Raw genomic sequence first — 17,435 nt, 5'->3', positions numbered from 1 at the left:
TATTTCACTAGTGATTCAATATACGAAAAGGATTATGACGAAATAATAAAATTATCAGAGCATTCTATTAGCTTATTTCCGTTTGATTTGAGACAGATGAATTACCTAGGATATATTTATCATTTAAAAGGGGATAATGTTGCCGCCAAAAAAATGTCAAACCGATTTCAGAATATCTTGGAAGCAATATTATCATCTGGAAATGGAGAGAAATGTGAAACGGGGATGCACGTAATCTCGGTTAGTCATGAATATGTTTTTTTGAATATGTTTCGATTGGAATCTATTTCCCAAAGTTTAGTGGGAAATTGTGATTATTTAGCTTTTGAAAAAGGAAAGTACAAGATAGATGGGGTGTATTTTAATATTCAAAAAATGTTAGAAAACGAAAGTGAACATTTAAAATGAAATCGTTGCACAAAAATTTGTATAACGGAAGATTTAATAGAATTTCATTTTAATCACTATATTTGATTTTTACAAATTCATTCCCAATGAAATCAAAATCAATAGAAGAGTTCTACCAAGAAATTTCTGGAGACTCCGGTGCGGAACCGAATTCATTATTGCCTAATGGTATCCAAAAAGAAATTGGACATTTCAATGTTTTTAATATCAAAGAACTTTATGAAAGGTTAAAGGAAAAGTCTTTTATGCCTTATGACAGAAGAGCCTATTATAAAATAAGCTTGATACGTGGGAAAAATAGAGTAGAGTATGCAGACCGAATAATTGAGATTGAAGAGAATGCACTTCTATTTGCCACACCAAAAATTCCTTATAATTATGTTCCTTTAGATACTCAGCAGTCTGGTCATTTTTGTGTTTTTACTGGTGAGTTTTTGACTAAGGACAAAAGCGGAATCGACTTGGATAAACTGCCTATTTTTCAAACAGATGGCTATCCAGTTTTTCAGTTGACGGAAGCTGATGCCATTGCGGTTGATTTGATTTTCAAAAAGATACATCAGGAAATCAATTCGGATTATGTGTATAAATATGATTTGATTCGGAACTATGTAGCGGAGCTGATTCATTTTGGACAAAAACTGCAACCCGTGACGGCTTTGTATTCTAAGCACAATTCGGCTGCTAGAGTTTCTTCCTTATTTGTGGAATTACTCGAAAGACAATTCCCGATTGAATCGCCTCGACAACGCTTGGAATTGAAATCCGCGAAAGATTTTGCAGCACGTTTATCCATTCATGTCAATCACCTTAATAAAGTTTTAAAAGAGAATACAGGGAAGACCACCACCGAATTAATCAGCGACCGATTGATTCATGAAGCCAAGATTCTATTGAAAGAAACGGATTGGAACATTTCGGAAATCGCCTATTCACTCGGTTTTGAAGAGTTGGCGCATTTCTCTAATTTTTTCAAAAAACAAACTGCGTTGACTCCTATAGCTTTTCGAGTTTAAAAATGCTGATTTGAATTTCGCAAACACTAGATTGATATTTGCAACTGCAGAACTTTACATCTGAGCTAATTTTGTCTTATTAATTTAAAACAATATTTAAGATGGAAATTAGAAACAATAAAATAGCATTAGTTACAGGAGGAAGCCGCGGATTAGGAAAAGACATGGCTCTGAATCTTGCCAAAAAAGGCCTTGATCTTGTACTAACTTACAATAGTAAAAAGGAAGAAGCGGACAGTGTTGTAAATGAAATCGAAAAATTGGGGCAAAAAGCAGTCGCTATTCAATTGAATGTTGCTGAGGTAAGTAGTTTTGATTTGTTTTTTCAAAAGGTTGAAATTGCTTTGAAAGACACATTCGGAACTGATAGAATCGACTTTTTGATTAACAATGCGGGAGTTGGCCTTCACGAAAGTTTTTCGACAACGACAGCAGATCAATTTGATAATTTGATTAATATCCAATTCAAAGGTCCTTTTTTCCTGACTCAAAAAGCATTAGACGTTATGAATGATGGCGGTGGAATTGTGAATATTTCATCAGGATTGACCCGTTTTTCATTTCCGGGATATGCCGCTTATGCGAGTATGAAAGGAGCGATGGAAACATTGACCAAATATCAGGCAAAAGAATTGGGAGCGAGAAAAATCAGAGTGAATATTGTTGCGCCTGGCGCTATTGAAACCGATTTTGGTGGAGGAGCAGTTCGCGATAACGAACAGTTAAATCAACAGATTGCTTCGGTAACCGCATTAGGAAGAGTAGGTTTGCCCGATGATATTGGAAGTGTAGTTGCTTTTTTATGTACCGATGATGCCAAATGGGTAAATGGTCAACGCATTGAAGTTTCGGGAGGAATGAATTTGTAACTTGGGTTATCGTTTTAAAAACAAAAAAGAAGCTTAAAAAGCTTCTTTTTTGTTTCAAGTTGCAACGACTGTAACTCAATCCGAAGTATTTACACTTGCAGCAGTCGTATTACCGAAGATTCAAGTTACAGATTCGGTTGTTGCAATTTTTACATTTTCTTCAATCCTTTCATATCGGCATTTGTCGCTTCCTTGATGCTGATGGCAACTCCACCCCCTGGGGCGATGTATTGTTTCAAAACGGTTTTTGGCGTCACAATGACTTTAGAAACAGTGTAACTTTGCGGTTTTAGGTTCCAGCTAGCATCTTCGGCATCGGCATAAATCGTGGCGATGTAATTTTTTCCTGCAGGCAGGTAATCAAAAGGAATGGTTGCTGTTCTTGCATTTTCGTCGGTGATTCCACCCACGAACCAAGCATTTTTACCTTTTGCTTTGCGAGCTATAGTGATATAATCTCCAGGTTCAGCTTCGAGGATGTAACTGTTGTCCCAGTCTGTGACCACGTCTTTGATGAACTGAAAAGCATCCGGAAAACGATTGTAGTTGTCCGGAATGTCGGCAGCCATCTGCAACGGACTGTACATGGTTACATAATACGCCAATTGTTTGACCAAAGTGGTATTCACGCGTTGGTTACCTCCAGTTTTGTAATAGGTAAGGTCCGTCTGGAAAATACCCGGAGTATAATCCATTGGTCCGCCCATCAAACGGGTAAAAGGCAAAATGGTGGTGTGCTCGGGATTCAGTCCTCCCATAGCTTCAAACTCAGTACCCCTTGCAGATTCTTGTGCTACCCAGTTTGGATAGGTACGGTTTAATCCGGTAGGGCGAACGGCTTCGTGACTGTCAATCATGATTTTATAATCGGCGGCTCGCTCGGCCACGTGTATGTAATGGTTGACCATCCATTGTCCGTCATGATGTTCACCTCGCGGAATAATCTGTCCCACGTAACCTGTTTTTACGGCATCATATCCATTGGTATTCATGAACTCAAAAGCTCGATCCAAACGACGTTCATAATTGGTTGCATCTCCTGAAGTCTCATGGTGCATGATAATCTTTACCCCTTTTGCGGCAGCGTACTCGTGAACGGCTTTGACATCAAAATCTGGATAAGCTGTCACAAAATCAAAAACTTCTTCTTTCCAATTGCCAATCCAGTCTTCCCAGCCAATGTTCCAACCTTCGATAAGGATAGCGTCAAAACCATTTGCGGAAGCGAAATCAATATATTCCTTGGCATGTTCTGTTGTTGCTCCATGTTTGCCATTTGGCGTAAGCTTGCTGAAATCTTGGTTTAATTTTACGTTGTTTTCCACTCCGTATGCCCAAGTACTTTTCCCCGCCACGAAATATTCCCACCAAATCCCGATGTATTTCGTTGGTTTTATCCAAGAAACATCTTTGTAGCTAGTGGGTTCGTTGAGGTTTAGGATTAATTTGGAAGCTAGTATTTCGGTGGCTTTATCGCTTACGACAATCGTTCTCCAAGGAGTTTGGGTATCGGTTTGCATATATCCTTTATTACCGACTGTATCTGGAGTAAGATGGCTACTCATTTTGAAAGTAGTTGCATCCACATTCAGGGACATGGCAGGATAATTAATCAATGCAGCTTCATGGATGTTGATGTACAATCCATCATCGGATTTCATCATCGAAGGGGTCTGTACGGCAAGCCCTTGAATAGGCTGTTGCGCACTGATAAAAGGAGTTGCTTTTTTCATCAACGAAGGAATCTCCGATATTTTTGAAGTGGTGTAGGCATATTCATTGGTGTCATAATCTCCCGGAATCCAGAAAATTTTGTGGTTGCCGGCCAATTGAAATTCGGTGTGTTCCTCTTTGATAATAAAATATTTCAAATTGTCCTGTTTTGGGAACTCATATCGGAAACCCAATCCGTCGTTGAACAGACGGAAGCGAATACGGATGTAACGGTTATTATTTTTGGCCTGTGCCAAAGTAATCATCAATTCGTTGTAATTATTTCGAATGGTTTTTTCCTCACCCATTACAGGATTCCAAGATTCATCCACCGATTTTTGGGCAGTGTTGGTAATGGCAAAACCGTCCATAAACGAAGGGGCGTCTTTGATCTCGAGTCCCAAAGTGCTGGGCTTGATTACCGGTTTTCCCTTGTAGGACAATTGGTAGGAGGGAACCCCATTTGCGGCAAGCTCAAATTTGAGGACAAGATTTTTATTGGGTGAATTTATTTCTTGCGCCTGTACCAAAAATGGAGCAAAGCAAATTAAGAGAAATAACGCATGGAGAAGGTTTTTCATAGGTTTAAAAATCATTTTTTTTTGGTTTTTAAAAATTAAAGCAAAGACGCACAAAGGCAAATAGTTTCGAAGTATTAAAAATTTAAACAAACCATACAATTAATTGTAAACAAAAAGCTATATGAATTAAATTTTTGATGCCTTTGTGGCTTTACAGTAAGATTATAAGGGTGGAAATTGTCTCAATTCAGCTCCTTTTCGATCTGGATTTTCGTCTGGAAAGGAGGAGCTTGATTGGACAGAATTATATATAGTTATAACAATAATAACTATAAGAAAACTAATTGCGGGCTAATTTTTCAATACCATATATTGATACGGTTGTAAGGTGATTTCGGAAGTTAGGGTTACTGAAGCTCCTCCAAAAGCATCTTTCCAAGCTATTTTTGAAAGTGGAGCAGGAACAATATACTTAACCGCAGAACTTGTCAAGTTGGAAAGAACTAACACTTTTTCGGTATTGGTTTCCATAGAGAATGCACTTACGGCATCACTGCTATATCCTTTAAAAGTTCCTCTTTTTATTGCATCGCTAGAATTTCTGAAAGCAATAATCTTCTTGTATTCTGCTAGCATATCCAAATCGACAGTACTCCAATCGATAGGAACATGAGAGAAATAATCGATTCTTTTTGCATAACCAACTTCTTGAGCATTGTAAATCATTGGTACCGATTTCATATATGCCGCTACTACAAAAGTAGCAATAGATCCTTGTTTACCACCAAATAATTCTAGTGGTGTACCATCAGATAAATTAACGTCATGATTTGAAGTGTATCTTACAATTCGTTGTGAGTTGTCATAATTGGTAGCATATTCAGCGGCATTCGCATCTTGTATAGAAGTCGCAGGTTTTCCTTCGCTGAATACTTTTTTCAAAGCACCAAAGTAACCAAAGCCAAAAGTATAATCAAAACCAGCAACAAAATGAGTCACTTTTGATCCCTCAGCAAGCATTAGGAAGTTTTGGTTTTTAATTTTTCGTAAAGAAGTATTGGCATCCGTCCAAAAATTTTGAGGTACATTATCAGCATAATCACAACGGAAACCGTCAATGTTTGCGGTGTAAACCCAATACGACATGGCATCAATCATTTCTTTTTTCATTTCAGTATTGGTGTAATCCAATTGGGCTACATCATTAAATCCTGGAGGGGAAGCAATATTTCCTTTATCATCTTTTTGATACCAATCTGGGTGAGCGGTTATCCAAGCATTGTCCCAAGAAGTATGGTTTGCAACCCAGTCCAATATTACTCCTATGTTTTTTTTATGAGCCTCATCTACCAAAGTGCGTAAGTCTTCCAGTGTTCCAAATTCAGTACTTACTGCTTTATAATCCTTAACACAATATGGAGAATTTACTGATTTTACGGCACCTATAGGATAAATCGGCATTAGATAAATAACGTTAACACCAAGTTCTTGGATATAAGTTAGCTTTTCCTGAACACCTTTTAATTTCCCTGCCTCACTAAAAGCACGAAGGTTTACTTGATAAATTACGGCATCCTCTTTTTTGGGCATTTTTTCAAACCTTGTTCCATATTGTGGATAAGCCGGAGCCGGTGTTGACTCATTATCCGATGTACTGCAGGATGCCAATACTGAAGAAAAGATAAGTGCAAAAACGATGTTTATATATAGTTTCATACGTAGTTAATATTTGTTTTTTAATGGAATATGGTATCGCCAGATCTTCATTGGTGTTTATCTCATCGGTCACTATTTTGTTTTTGTATTCGATGATTTTCAATTGCGACAACTACTATTATGGCGATTTCATTTGTTTTATTTTTTAATAATAATAAGATTCAGCTTAGAAATGGTTACATCCCTCCTTCTTTGATAAAGAGGGATGCTTTTAAATCAACTAATTAATTAAACCATTTTTATTTTGAAACGAATATCTATTTATTAGAGTTTTGTAACGGAATAAGTAGCAGTTGCAGGATAGCCATTAAGAGCCGGATTGACATCATTTATGGTAAATGTGATTTCATAAGTGCCAGCTTCTCCAACGTAATGGGCACCTTGATTGTCTAAGTACATTATTCCTTCGTCATTATTTTTTGCACCGTAGTTTATCGTCCAAGTATTGTTAAGTCTGAATTTTACATTTCCAGGAACTAAGTTGGCTGTAACTTTCCAAACCTTATTTACATGATCGTAGGACATCGGTGTACTGTTATCCCAGCTTCCTACCGTTGCATCACCAACAATTCCCCAAGCATAAGGAATGGAACTCCATTTTAGGGTATTTAGATTTATGGTCATTTGATATGAACCTTCTCCTGGCATTTGGAAATCAGTGTCGCTCATGTTTTTTAAATCAAAATTAGAAGCTCCTGCTCCATAAAATTGAGCCCAATTTCTTTCTTGATTTAATTTGAATCCCAAACCAGCTGCAGCAGGAATGGTAACATATCCCTGAAAGATTCCTGCGCTGATGGCAGGAAAGGCCGCAGCAGTATCAACGTTCCAACCTTGATAACTTCCAGGCATGAATATGTCACCAGTAACGACAGCTTTTTCATACGGGGTAACGTTTAAAACAATGGGATCAGAATAAATGGTATGATCCATATAGGATTCTACTCGAACAGCAATTTTTCCGGCAACATCAATAGGTAAACCCAGTTTGATGGCCATTTTATTAAGTTCTGTTCCTAAAAATGATTTACTCAAAACATCTTCTCCTACCACAACACGGATGGCGGTACTCCAGGCTTTTTCTCCAGAAGTGTTTGCGGGAATATCAAATTGTAAAGCATAGGTAACAGGAGCTTGAATAGGATAAACGACAGCAGGCCAAGAAATAGCAACTACAGATTCGGATGCATTATCATCAGAAATTATTATAGTATTTGTTGAAGCCTGTACAGCCGAAGGAAAGCTAACTTCCTGTAAAGTGGTTAGTTCGGCAGACTCTTCACAGGATGCGCCAAAGAGAGCAACAGCGCAAAGTACGAGTAACTTGTATATATTTTTTTTCATGTGAGTTCTTTTTTAGTAACCTGGATTTTGTTTTAAACCTGGATTTGCATCAAGTGCAGCAGTAGGAATCGGGAACAATTTTCTAAACGATTGTGAAGCACCTCTAAATTCATTTGGCAATAAAAAGGTATCAAAACGAATCATGTCTTGTCTTCTGTGTCCTTCCCAGCTCAACTCAAATCCTCTTTCATCATAGATATCATTAAGAGTCGGATTTGCTGCAAGAACACTAAGTCCTGCACGTTGTCTAATGGCATCTACAAATGGTTTTGCAGCTCCTGCATTGCCAAGACGAACCTGACATTCGGCAGTCATCAGCATAATATCGGCGTATCTGAAAATCGGAAAATCATTAGAAGCTCCACCACCAGTATTTAATCCTGCTGGGAAAAACTTAGTGTTGCGAACACCCGCTTGTGGTGGCGCTCCAGGATTATCCAATGAACCTATTTCAAGAGTATAATTTACGCCTCCTGGTTGTTCTCCTATCAGATATTGTTTTTTACGAATATCGGTATCTTCGTATTTCAGGAAATAATCTTTTGGAACAACAGTTCCGTTCCATCCATTGTATCCAAATAAAGCATAAGCATGGGATCCGCTAAGGCTACGAACCGTAAAAATATTACGGGAAACCACATCAACAGTAGTATAAATGGATAATATAGTTTCATCATCCGGAAGTACATCCCCAAACAATTCATAATATTTATTACCCAATGGACTAGAAGCATTGGCGCTTCCGGAATGAAGAGAATAACCTGCTTGATTTAATTTTTCACAAACAGCAAGACATTCAGCCCATTTTGGGGTTCCAGTATAAACTCCTGCATTCAAATATACTTTGGCCAATAATGTATAACCTGCCCATTTGTTGAAACGACCATAGTAGTTTCCTCCTTTGGTGCCCGATAGCAATTCTACATTATCGTTTAATTCCTTAACGATAAAATCATAAACAACTTTACGACTCGCTTGTGGAATTTTATCTACCGTAATATCATTTTTGGTAAAGAAAGGAACATCTCCGTAATCGTCGATCAATAAATAATAGAAAAAGGCTCTCAATACTTTGGCTTCGGCAATTTTTGAAGCATCTGCATTTGATTTTTCCAATAGATCTACCGCTAGGTTGGCATTAAATACAGATTTGTATAACCAGTTCCAAGTGTTGCCCACAATAAAACTTGTTGGTAACCATTCGTGTTTGAACAATTGGGCAAAATCCAATTGCCAGTCTCCCGTATTTCTATGCGGAATTACTTGCTCATCACTACTCATTGAATTTAAGTCATACCAACCATTATCGGCACCGGCATATCCAACACCTCCCCAGTTACCTCCAATTTGAGCGTAAACACCAGCTAGGGCAACATCGGCGCCTTGAGGTGAACCGTAAAAATCCTCGGTAGGGTATTTATCATAGACATTTTCATCTAAATTGGTGCAGCTTGCAAATGATAAGAGGCATAAACTTCCTATCAATACTATATTTTTTATTTTCATTTTCTTTTACTATTTAAATTTAACACTTAAACCTAAACCAAAACTTCTGGTACGGGGGTAGATTCCTTTATCATTACCAAAGTTATCTCCAGTTCCGCTCAAATTGATTTCTGGATCCATTCCCGAATAATCAGTAAGTAACAGTAAGTTATTACCGGTAAGGGTAAGACGAAGTGATTCAATGTATTTAACTTCTTTGAAAAGAAAATTATAGCCTACAGTTATATTTTCAAATCGTATAAAATCACCATCTTCCAGCCATAAATCGGAAACGTATTGAGTAGTATATAATCCCAATGGAATAGAGCTTTCCAATACATTTGATTTACCGATGCTTTCTTGGTAACTTAAACTTTTGTTTAAACTGTTGTAGATTTTATTTCCACCTGAACCTCTCCAAAGCATTGATGCGTCAAGGTTTTTATATCTGAAAGTAGGATTGAAAGCAAATGTATAAGTAGGCAAGGCAGATCCTTCGTAAGCTCTATCAGGGCTTGTTGCTCCTTGGTCAATAATTCCATTTCCGTCGCGATCTAGTACGGTTTCGGCGTTTGCGTTATCTTTACCTGTATGTTCTAGCATATAAAAGGCTCCTACTGGTTTTCCTTTTACCAAGTAAGCATTTGGTGCGCCCCATCCTACATAATCTGTGTTTAGCGGTACTCCATCGATGCTTCCGCTTAAGTTTAAAACCTCATTTCTCATGAAAGAAACATTCCCTGTCAAAGTAAGCGTCGTGTTTTCGTTACGGATTAAATCATAACTTAAAGTTGTTTCTATCCCCTCATTTAAAATACTGCCCACATTGGCCATAACGGTATTGAATGGATATGGAGGCTGTGGAACAGTGTAATTAAACAATAAATTATCAGTAGTAGCCGTATAGGCATCAATAGAACCTCTAAGTTTATTTTCCAAAATGGCAAAATCAAGACCGATATTGGTTTGTTTTTTGCTTTCCCATTTCAAATCTGGGTTGGCATTTTGAATGATACCATAGTTAGTGATTTGGGAACCTCCAAAATAAGTAACACCTGAACCTCCCACTAAAGAAAGTGATTTTTGTGGTTCCAGACCTTGTTGATTACCAGTTTCTCCGTATCCTCCACGTAATTTCAATTCGTTAAAGAGGGTTTGATTGGCCATAAAAGATTCTTTATCAATTGACCATCCCAAAGATACGGATGGGAAATCTCCCCATTTATTATTTTCTCCAAATACCGAAGAACCATCCTTTCTTAAACTGGCAGTAAGTAGATAGCGGTTTAAATAGGTGTAGTTTATACGACTTAAAAACGAGATTAATGTTCTGTCATTTTTATAAGAACTAATATCACCTGGTTTCGTATTCGAAAAATCACCTAATTGCAGTGCATTATAAGTGGTAATGTCATTTATAAAACCTCTTGCTTGAGCATAGTTGCCTTGATAGGTTTGATTTTGCCATTCATACAAAGCCAATACATCAAGGGTATGGTTACCCAATGTTTTTTTATAGTTAATACTGATGTCCATTAACCTTTCGTTTTGTTTTTCATTTTTGATATTGGCAAAACCTTTTTGGTCAATCGCATTCGCATCTGTTGATTCTTCCGGAAGATAAAAACCATACATATTATTTGTTTTTCTCCAGCTTCCAAACCATCCTGCAGTCACACCATCTATGATGGTAAAATCAGCTTTTAAACTACCAAATAAATTGTTGTTTTCACCTTCACTGGTAGTAGTTTCTGCAGCAGCATACGGATTTAAATAATGGAACACATTTGGGTCTGAAAAATACGTGCCATCTGTGTTGAAAATGGGATTGGTGGGGCTTACAAAATAAGAGTTCGTGATCAAATTTGAAGTAAAAGCAGGTGTTCCGATGGTTGCCATACTATTAGTAGTATTGATAATTCCGCTATTCAAATTAAAAGTCAATTTTAATTTATCATCCATCGCGAGTTGAGTGGCTTGGATACGTCCGATGTATTTATCACTTTTTGAATTAATTACTACACCTTCCTGTAAAATTGCACTAATGGAAGCTCTATAATTAAATTTATCAGTACCGCCTCCAAAGGCCAAAGCATGGGTTTGAGTAAGTCCTCTTTGGGTTAAAATATCAAACCAATCGGTACTTGAACCGTGATTTGCCGAAGCAGGCACACCTACCAATTGGGCTTGTTGCCACCATTGGTCAGCGTTAAGTACATCAAGAGGATTTGGAATGTAATCTACTGCGGTTGTTCCAGTGTATTCTACAGTTGTTTTCCCTTCTTTACTCTTTTTTGTACTTACAAGAATTACTCCAGCAGCACCTCTAGATCCATATACTGCAGATGCCGAAGCATCTTTCAATACATCTATAGAAGCAATTTCACTAGGTGGTATTTGGTTTAATAAATCAAGGTTTCCTTGTACACCATCAATAACTACTAATGGATCACTTCCTCCAATTAATGAAGTTAATCCTCGAATTCTAATGCTTGGCGTAGATCCAGGTTCGCTTCCTATTTGGTTGATATTTACACCAGCCATTTTGCCTGAAATCAGTTGCAAAGGGTTTACAATTGCACCTTGATTCATGTTTTTTGCAGAGATAGATGACACAGCACCTGTAATGTCTTTTTTGGACATTGAACCATATCCAACTAAAACCACTTCTTTTAGGCTTGTGGTTTCAGGCTCTAGTTGTATTGTAGGATTTGGCTGATTGGCCAAAAACACTTTTGTGACATAGCCCATATAGGTAACAACCAGCATAGCTGAATTGCTTTGGACAGTAATTTCAAAACTCCCGTCGAAGCCCGTCACTACACTGTTTTTTGTATTTTGCTCAGTAACGGTAGCACCAGCCATTGGCATTCGATTCTCGTCAACCACTTTTCCTTTTGCAGTTTGCTGGAGGAAGGGCAAAATTTCGGGTATAGTGAAAGTAGGCTTTTTGAGCATAATTTGGGTGTCCCTGACTATAATCTCAGTTGGAACACCTTTAAAAAGATAATCCAATACGACCGTTATGTTCTGGTTTTTTACGTGAATAGACACCACACGATCTAAATCGATATCGTCTAATTTGTAAATAAATTTGAAGTCTGTTTTTTGTTCAATGGTTTCAATAACCTTTTCCACAGTGGTATTGTTTAATTCTAGGCTAACTTTTGTTTTTTGGGCATAAGAGTCGGCTCGGGAATTAAAAATGGCTACTAAAAGTAAAAGTGTAGTTAGTTTCAATTTCAGGTCAATTTTGAACAACGAAAATTGCATTCCGTCATTCTTTGATTTTTTTTTCATAATTTTGTTAATTGATTGTATTTAATCTGTTAGGTTCAATCACTTATTCAATCGGAAATTGTTCGCAGCTCTTTCCGATTTTTTTATTCCATAATATTCAATTCATCATTTTTCATTTGGTTTTTAAGGGTTATTTAATAGTTATTACTTTGTTTTTGGTTGTATATTCGAAGCCATACACGTCTTCGAAGTAAGTCAATACTTTTTCTATAGGTTTGTCTCCAAAACTGGCATTGAATTTTTCATCAGCCAATTTGTTATTTTTAATTATGATGGTGACATCATAGCGTCTTTCCAGTTTTTTACAGATATTTTTAAAGCTCATATCACGAAACATTAATCCTCCATTCATCCAAGAGGTATACATATCAGTGTTGACTTCTTTGGTATTGATATGGTTATTGTTTCTATTGAAACTTCCCTTGTAGCCTGGTTTTAGAATGGTGTTTTTATCAGCATTAAATTCTTCGTTCGCAGTATACATTCCTACTGAACCTTCTACCAGAACAACATCGGTTAAATCATCTTCCGGATAACTGGAAACATTAAAGTGAGTTCCTAAAACACGAATATTCAATTTATCGGCATTGACAACAAAAGGATGTTTTTTATCTTTTGCAACATCAAAAAAGGCTTCTCCATCAAGAAAAACTTGTCTGTTCTGACCAGCAATGAATTTTACAGGATATTTTAAAGTAGTACCTGAATTTAAATGTACAATGGTTCCATCGGACAATTGCAATTCAAATCTTTTACCATTCGGTATTTTCAAAGTATTGTATACCAGCTTTTCTATAGATGTTTCTGTATCGTAAGCAATTTTGTTTCCGTTTTGGTTTCCGACAACATTTCCATTAGCATCAGTAACCTGACTTTTTTTGCCTTCTGAAATAACTTGAATTTCTCCATTTTCCAGTTGTAAGGTGATTTCATTACTGTTGATGACAGGATTGCTTTTTGGTACGGTAACACTGTTTTTGTAGGTAAGACCAATTGATAACAAGACAACAACAGAGGCGGCGATAGCTATGTATTTCTTGAAAGGGAATTTTCTTGGTTCCACTTCCATTTCTTTAGTCTCTTGGGCTTGAACTAAAATCTTGGAGAAAATTTGGTCAGCAGTATTTTTATCCATTTCTGGAGTTTCGCCCAATAAGGCTTTTACCTCTTCAACGGTTGGGAAATCGGAGGTGAGGTTGTTTTTTCTACAATAGTCAATCACTTCATCCGTTTCGTCAGCGGTGCATTGGTTTAAAATAAACTTATGAAGTAATTTTTTTATTTCCGAATTTTCATTCATCGTGAATAGTTTTTTGTTAACTCTTTATATAATACAGTTGAAAGGCAGTTGACTACTACTCAAACGTTGTAAATTTTTTAATTTTAACATAATAAAACATTAAAAATAAATTAATATACTGATTTTCAATATATTATAAATAAAAAACCTTTTGAATTAAAAGCAAAAAAAATCACTCGCAAGGAGTGATTGTGGTGCAAATGGAATTTAAATTTAGGTGAATTCATCATGAACCTGAAAAAAGACTCGCATGGATTCGAGTGCTTTGCTCATTTGATTCTTGACGGTATTGACCGAAATTCCTAGTTCTTGACTTATTTCTTCGTATGTTTTGCCCTCTTTTCTTGACATTTTAAAAATACGCTTTCGTTTGGGTGGAAGTTGTTTTATGGCCTGCTTTTTTAGTTTTTTGCAATCTGCTTCGCGAATGGAATAATCTCCTTCTACATGTGATTTCTCACTGGTGTAAAAAACTTCCTCTTTCAACAGCACATCATTTGCAGCTTTATTCAAAAGATTAAAAGCTTGGTTTCTGGCAATGGTAAAAAGATAGGATTTGAATGATTGTTCCAGATTTAAATTTTCTCGATGCAACCAAATCTTCAAAAAAACATCTTGTACATTTTCCTCTGCAAGTTCTTTTGATTTCAACAGACTTATGCTATAGCCATAGATGTCTTGGTAATAGAAATCATATAGTTTACGAAAAGCTTTTTCGTTACTATTTTTGAGTTCACTTACCAACAATTGTTCGCTATGGTCTTTTGTTGTTGACATTGATTTAGTAACCCTTTAATTTTTTGGGATTATAATAAGGATATTCTTAATTTAAAGCAGGCATAAGCTTTAATAATAAGCAAATATATAAAAATATTATTCGCAACAACATTTTAATAAAAATGTGTTTTTTGATTTTTGTGAAAAAGGCAAAAAGGTTTAAAGATAATGTTTACAGTGTTTTAGGTATCTATTAGAAAAACTGTTTGATTTGTTATTAAACTAATAAGATTCATAGAGAATTAACTATTTTGCTATTGTTTCTTAATGAATCTTGAATTTGTTAATAGTTTTTTTAAAAAATAATGACTGTGAATTTTTATCGTGTCACTTCTTCAATCAAATAAAAAATAGATTTAAAATCAATGCCACTCATTTTTTCCAGACCAATTTCGCAGGTTCTACTGGTGGAGTAACCTTCACTACAATTGGTAGGAATTTGTGCTTTTAATTCACGCAATCCGTGTTCATTCAATTCAGGAATAAGGAAACCTCTGTCTCCGGCAAAACCACAACAATTGCTATCAATAAGGGTAACTTTATCGGCACACATTTTAGACAAAGCAACCAATTGTTCTGTTTTTCCAATTTTTTTAACAGAGCAAACAGGGAAAACCGCTACTGTATCTTTTTTGTTTTTTACAACCAATTGTGGCATCACGTAATCCAACATAAATTCGATGGGATCTACAATTTTTAGTGTTTTGGAAAACTCTTCTTTCGAATGGTAAAAACACGGACTCATGTCATACAAAACGGTATATTTTCCGTTTTCCGAAGCTTTCAAAAGAGCTGTTTCCAATGCTTCGGATTGTAAGTGATTAGCTTCAGCAAAACCTTTGCTCGAAAAAGGCATACCACAACAATGGTTATCCATCGATTCGGGATAGATTATAGTAAACCCGGCACGAACCAATAATTGATGTGTCAGTTCGGTCAATTGAAGATCATCAGAGTCTTGAAAACGATTTTTCCCCATGCTTCTGTTAATGCAAGAAGGAAAGTAAACGACTTTTAAATCAGCGGTTGTATTCATTGCTTTTTAATTAAAAAAATAATCTGTGAATCTGCGGTTAATTTTTTGCGTTAATTTTATTGGCGCCTTTTGGTATTTCTGGAATCCATTTCGGAACTTTTCCAAAGGTGATAAAATGGGAGACATTGGATAATGCTGTCATGATGGTAGTTCCAAGAATGGCGTGAAAAAAGGAAACAATTTTCAATCCAGTTCTCATAATCGAAGTGGTTCCTGCCATGTGTGATCCAATGTATGCAGCTACTTTTTTATTGCCCGAATCCAATTGGGCGGCACGCCAGGTTTTTACAAATTTTCCGGTATCGATATGCACGGGACACGCCAAGGCACAAAGCCCGTCTGTGGCACAGGTTTCATCCAGCTGATAGGTAACATCTTTTCGGATGTCTGCCAATCGTTGTGGATCTTCATTTGTACTTTCCAATCTACTTATTTCTCTAGCAATCACAATACGTTGACGAGGTGACAAAGTTAATCCTTCGGATACGCAATGAGGTTCACAAAAACCACACTCCATACATTTGTCAACAATGTCGTTGCATTCGGGAAGCGGTTTTAAATTTTTGAGATGTGCTTTGGGGTCGGGATTGATTAATACGTCTGGATTTATTTTATTATTAGGGTCAAAAATCTTTTTGATGCGTTTCATGATTTCATAAGCAGTAGCTCCCCATTCTTTTTCCACAAAAGGAGCCATGTTCCGACCCGTTCCGTGTTCGGCTTTCAAAGACCCGTTAAAGCGATCGACCACCAAAATAGCCAATTCGGACATTAATTTTTCGTAACGATCCACTTCGGCTTGGTTCGAGAAGTCTTGAGAAAAAACAAAATGCAGATTTCCTTCCAAGGCATGGCCAAATAAAACCGCATCGTGGTATTCAAATTTTTTAAACAAATTTTTCAATTCCAAACAAGCATCGGCCAGTTGTGATAAAGGGAAAGCAACGTCTTCTATGATTACCGTTGTTCCGTTTTTTCGCAGTCCGCCAACTGTTGGCAACAACCCTTTTCGGGCTTTCCAATTAAAATAATATTGTTTTGGATCACTCGTAAATTCATAGTCTGTATAAGTCGGAATGGATTGAATTTGCAATCTAATTTGTTCTTGTTTTTGTTTTAAAACAACCAAATCATTGTCTCGGCATTCCACCAATAAAGCACAAGCCGATTCGGGTAAAGTTTTGAAATAATCGGGGGCATCATCGTCATTTTCGACAGATCGAATGGATTCTCTGTCCAATAATTCTACTGCTGCAACAGGACTTGATTTCAGTAAAATGGTAGCATTACATGCATCTTGAATTGTATGGAAGAAGATCAAAGAACAAGATTTATATTTTTCGTCTATAACAGTTTTGAAAGTCACATTCGAAATAAAAGCCAAAGTTCCTTCAGATCCCACCATTAAATGCTTGATGATGTCTATAGGATCTTGATAATCGACTAAAGCATTGATGCTATAACCGGTTGTATTTTTTATCTTGAATTTATTTTTTATTTGGTTATAAAGTGTTTCGTCGCTTTTGATTGTATCTCTTAAACTTTCAATTTCTTGAATTAAAGCAGATTGACTTTTCTTGAAAGCTGTAATACTTTGTGAATCTGCAGTGTCTAGAATAGTTCCGTCATGCAATATAATTCTAATATCGGCTATGGTTTGATATGAGTTTTGCGCTGTGCCGCAACACATTCCGCTGGCATTATTGGCCACTATACCGCCAATCATGCAAGTGCCAATAGAGGCCGGATCAGGTCCAATCTTCAAGCCATGCGGTGCCAGAAAAATATTGGCTCTAGCTCCAATAATACCAGGTTCGAGTTTTACTTTTTGATTGTTATCCAAGAGCTCAAAATCTTTCCAGCCGTGCGTCGCAACCACCAAAACCGAATCCGTAATGGCTTGGCCCGACAAACTGGTTCCTGCAGCCCTAAAAGTCAAAGCAATGTCAA

12 protein-coding genes are annotated in these 17,435 nt (G+C 36.7%); 3 read left to right on the top strand and 9 right to left on the bottom strand.

Translation table 11 applies throughout. The annotated features are described in order from the left end of the window. The 3 genes from VFS71_RS02550 to VFS71_RS02540 all read left to right on the top strand — a co-directional run. On the top strand, positions 1-408 hold a 408-nt coding region (locus tag VFS71_RS02550), incomplete at its 5' end, for a DUF4919 domain-containing protein (RefSeq protein ID WP_326399202.1). Positions 409-494: 86 nt separating this feature from the next. Further along, positions 495-1,424 (top strand): helix-turn-helix transcriptional regulator, encoded by a 930-nt coding sequence (locus tag VFS71_RS02545; RefSeq protein ID WP_326399201.1) that lies wholly within the window; start codon positions 495-497, stop codon positions 1,422-1,424. 101 nt (positions 1,425-1,525) lie between these two features. Then, a complete protein-coding gene (locus VFS71_RS02540) occupies positions 1,526-2,293 on the top strand; it encodes an SDR family NAD(P)-dependent oxidoreductase (protein ID WP_326399200.1) in 768 nt (255 codons plus the stop codon). A gap of 149 nt (positions 2,294-2,442) precedes the next feature. Here VFS71_RS02540 and VFS71_RS02535 read toward each other — a convergent pair whose 3' ends face one another. From VFS71_RS02535 to VFS71_RS02495, 9 genes are all read right to left on the bottom strand, one after another. After that, the gene (locus VFS71_RS02535; RefSeq protein WP_326399199.1) at positions 2,443-4,587 is read right to left on the bottom strand and encodes a glycoside hydrolase family 97 protein; all 2,145 of its coding nucleotides are present in this window, start codon (positions 4,585-4,587) and stop codon (positions 2,443-2,445) included. Between the two features lie 291 nt (positions 4,588-4,878). After that, positions 4,879-6,243 carry an alpha-amylase family glycosyl hydrolase gene (locus VFS71_RS02530; RefSeq protein ID WP_326399198.1) on the bottom strand — a complete coding sequence of 455 codons (1,365 nt, stop codon included), beginning with the start codon at positions 6,241-6,243 and terminating at the stop codon, positions 4,879-4,881. 264 nt (positions 6,244-6,507) lie between these two features. After that, entirely contained in the window at positions 6,508-7,587 is a 1,080-nt protein-coding gene (locus VFS71_RS02525) for a SusE domain-containing protein (protein WP_326399197.1), read from the bottom strand. Between the two features lie 12 nt (positions 7,588-7,599). Continuing rightward, positions 7,600-9,093, bottom strand: a complete 1,494-nt coding sequence (locus VFS71_RS02520) for a RagB/SusD family nutrient uptake outer membrane protein (RefSeq protein WP_326399196.1) — start codon at positions 9,091-9,093, stop codon at positions 7,600-7,602. A gap of 9 nt (positions 9,094-9,102) precedes the next feature. Continuing rightward, entirely contained in the window at positions 9,103-12,372 is a 3,270-nt protein-coding gene (locus tag VFS71_RS02515; protein WP_326399195.1) for a SusC/RagA family TonB-linked outer membrane protein, read from the bottom strand. Between the two features lie 130 nt (positions 12,373-12,502). Beyond that, the gene (locus VFS71_RS02510; protein ID WP_326399194.1) at positions 12,503-13,672 is read right to left on the bottom strand and encodes a FecR family protein; all 1,170 of its coding nucleotides are present in this window, start codon (positions 13,670-13,672) and stop codon (positions 12,503-12,505) included. Positions 13,673-13,885: 213 nt separating this feature from the next. After that, positions 13,886-14,449, bottom strand: coding sequence for an RNA polymerase sigma-70 factor (locus VFS71_RS02505; RefSeq protein ID WP_326399193.1), 564 nt, complete (start codon positions 14,447-14,449; stop codon positions 13,886-13,888). Positions 14,450-14,768: 319 nt separating this feature from the next. Beyond that, the gene (locus VFS71_RS02500) at positions 14,769-15,485 is read right to left on the bottom strand and encodes a (Fe-S)-binding protein (protein ID WP_326399192.1); all 717 of its coding nucleotides are present in this window, start codon (positions 15,483-15,485) and stop codon (positions 14,769-14,771) included. A gap of 37 nt (positions 15,486-15,522) precedes the next feature. Further along, the coding region (locus tag VFS71_RS02495) for an FAD-binding and (Fe-S)-binding domain-containing protein (protein WP_326399191.1) at positions 15,523-17,435 on the bottom strand (1,913 nt) is incomplete at its 5' end.

The organism is Flavobacterium sp., from assembly GCF_035760125.1.
In the GTDB taxonomy this organism is placed as follows: Bacteria; Bacteroidota; Bacteroidia; order Flavobacteriales; family Flavobacteriaceae; genus Flavobacterium.
Note: the sequence above shows the minus strand (reverse complement) of the source record. Positions and strands in the feature narration are given on the sequence as shown.

Excerpts from the sequence above, each read along its gene's own strand:
- VFS71_RS02545 (WP_326399201.1), top strand. The coding sequence starts at position 495 with ATGAAATCAAAATCAATAGAAGAGTTCTACCAAGAAATTTCTGGAGAC.
- VFS71_RS02540 (WP_326399200.1), top strand. The coding sequence starts at position 1,526 with ATGGAAATTAGAAACAATAAAATAGCATTAGTTACAGGAGGAAGCCGC.
- VFS71_RS02535 (WP_326399199.1), bottom strand. The coding sequence starts at position 4,587 with ATGAAAAACCTTCTCCATGCGTTATTTCTCTTAATTTGCTTTGCTCCA.
- VFS71_RS02530 (WP_326399198.1), bottom strand. The coding sequence starts at position 6,243 with ATGAAACTATATATAAACATCGTTTTTGCACTTATCTTTTCTTCAGTA.
- VFS71_RS02525 (WP_326399197.1), bottom strand. The coding sequence starts at position 7,587 with ATGAAAAAAAATATATACAAGTTACTCGTACTTTGCGCTGTTGCTCTC.
- VFS71_RS02520 (WP_326399196.1), bottom strand. The coding sequence starts at position 9,093 with ATGAAAATAAAAAATATAGTATTGATAGGAAGTTTATGCCTCTTATCA.
- VFS71_RS02515 (WP_326399195.1), bottom strand. The coding sequence starts at position 12,372 with ATGAAAAAAAAATCAAAGAATGACGGAATGCAATTTTCGTTGTTCAAA.
- VFS71_RS02510 (WP_326399194.1), bottom strand. The coding sequence starts at position 13,672 with ATGAATGAAAATTCGGAAATAAAAAAATTACTTCATAAGTTTATTTTA.
- VFS71_RS02505 (WP_326399193.1), bottom strand. The coding sequence starts at position 14,449 with ATGTCAACAACAAAAGACCATAGCGAACAATTGTTGGTAAGTGAACTC.
- VFS71_RS02500 (WP_326399192.1), bottom strand. The coding sequence starts at position 15,485 with ATGAATACAACCGCTGATTTAAAAGTCGTTTACTTTCCTTCTTGCATT.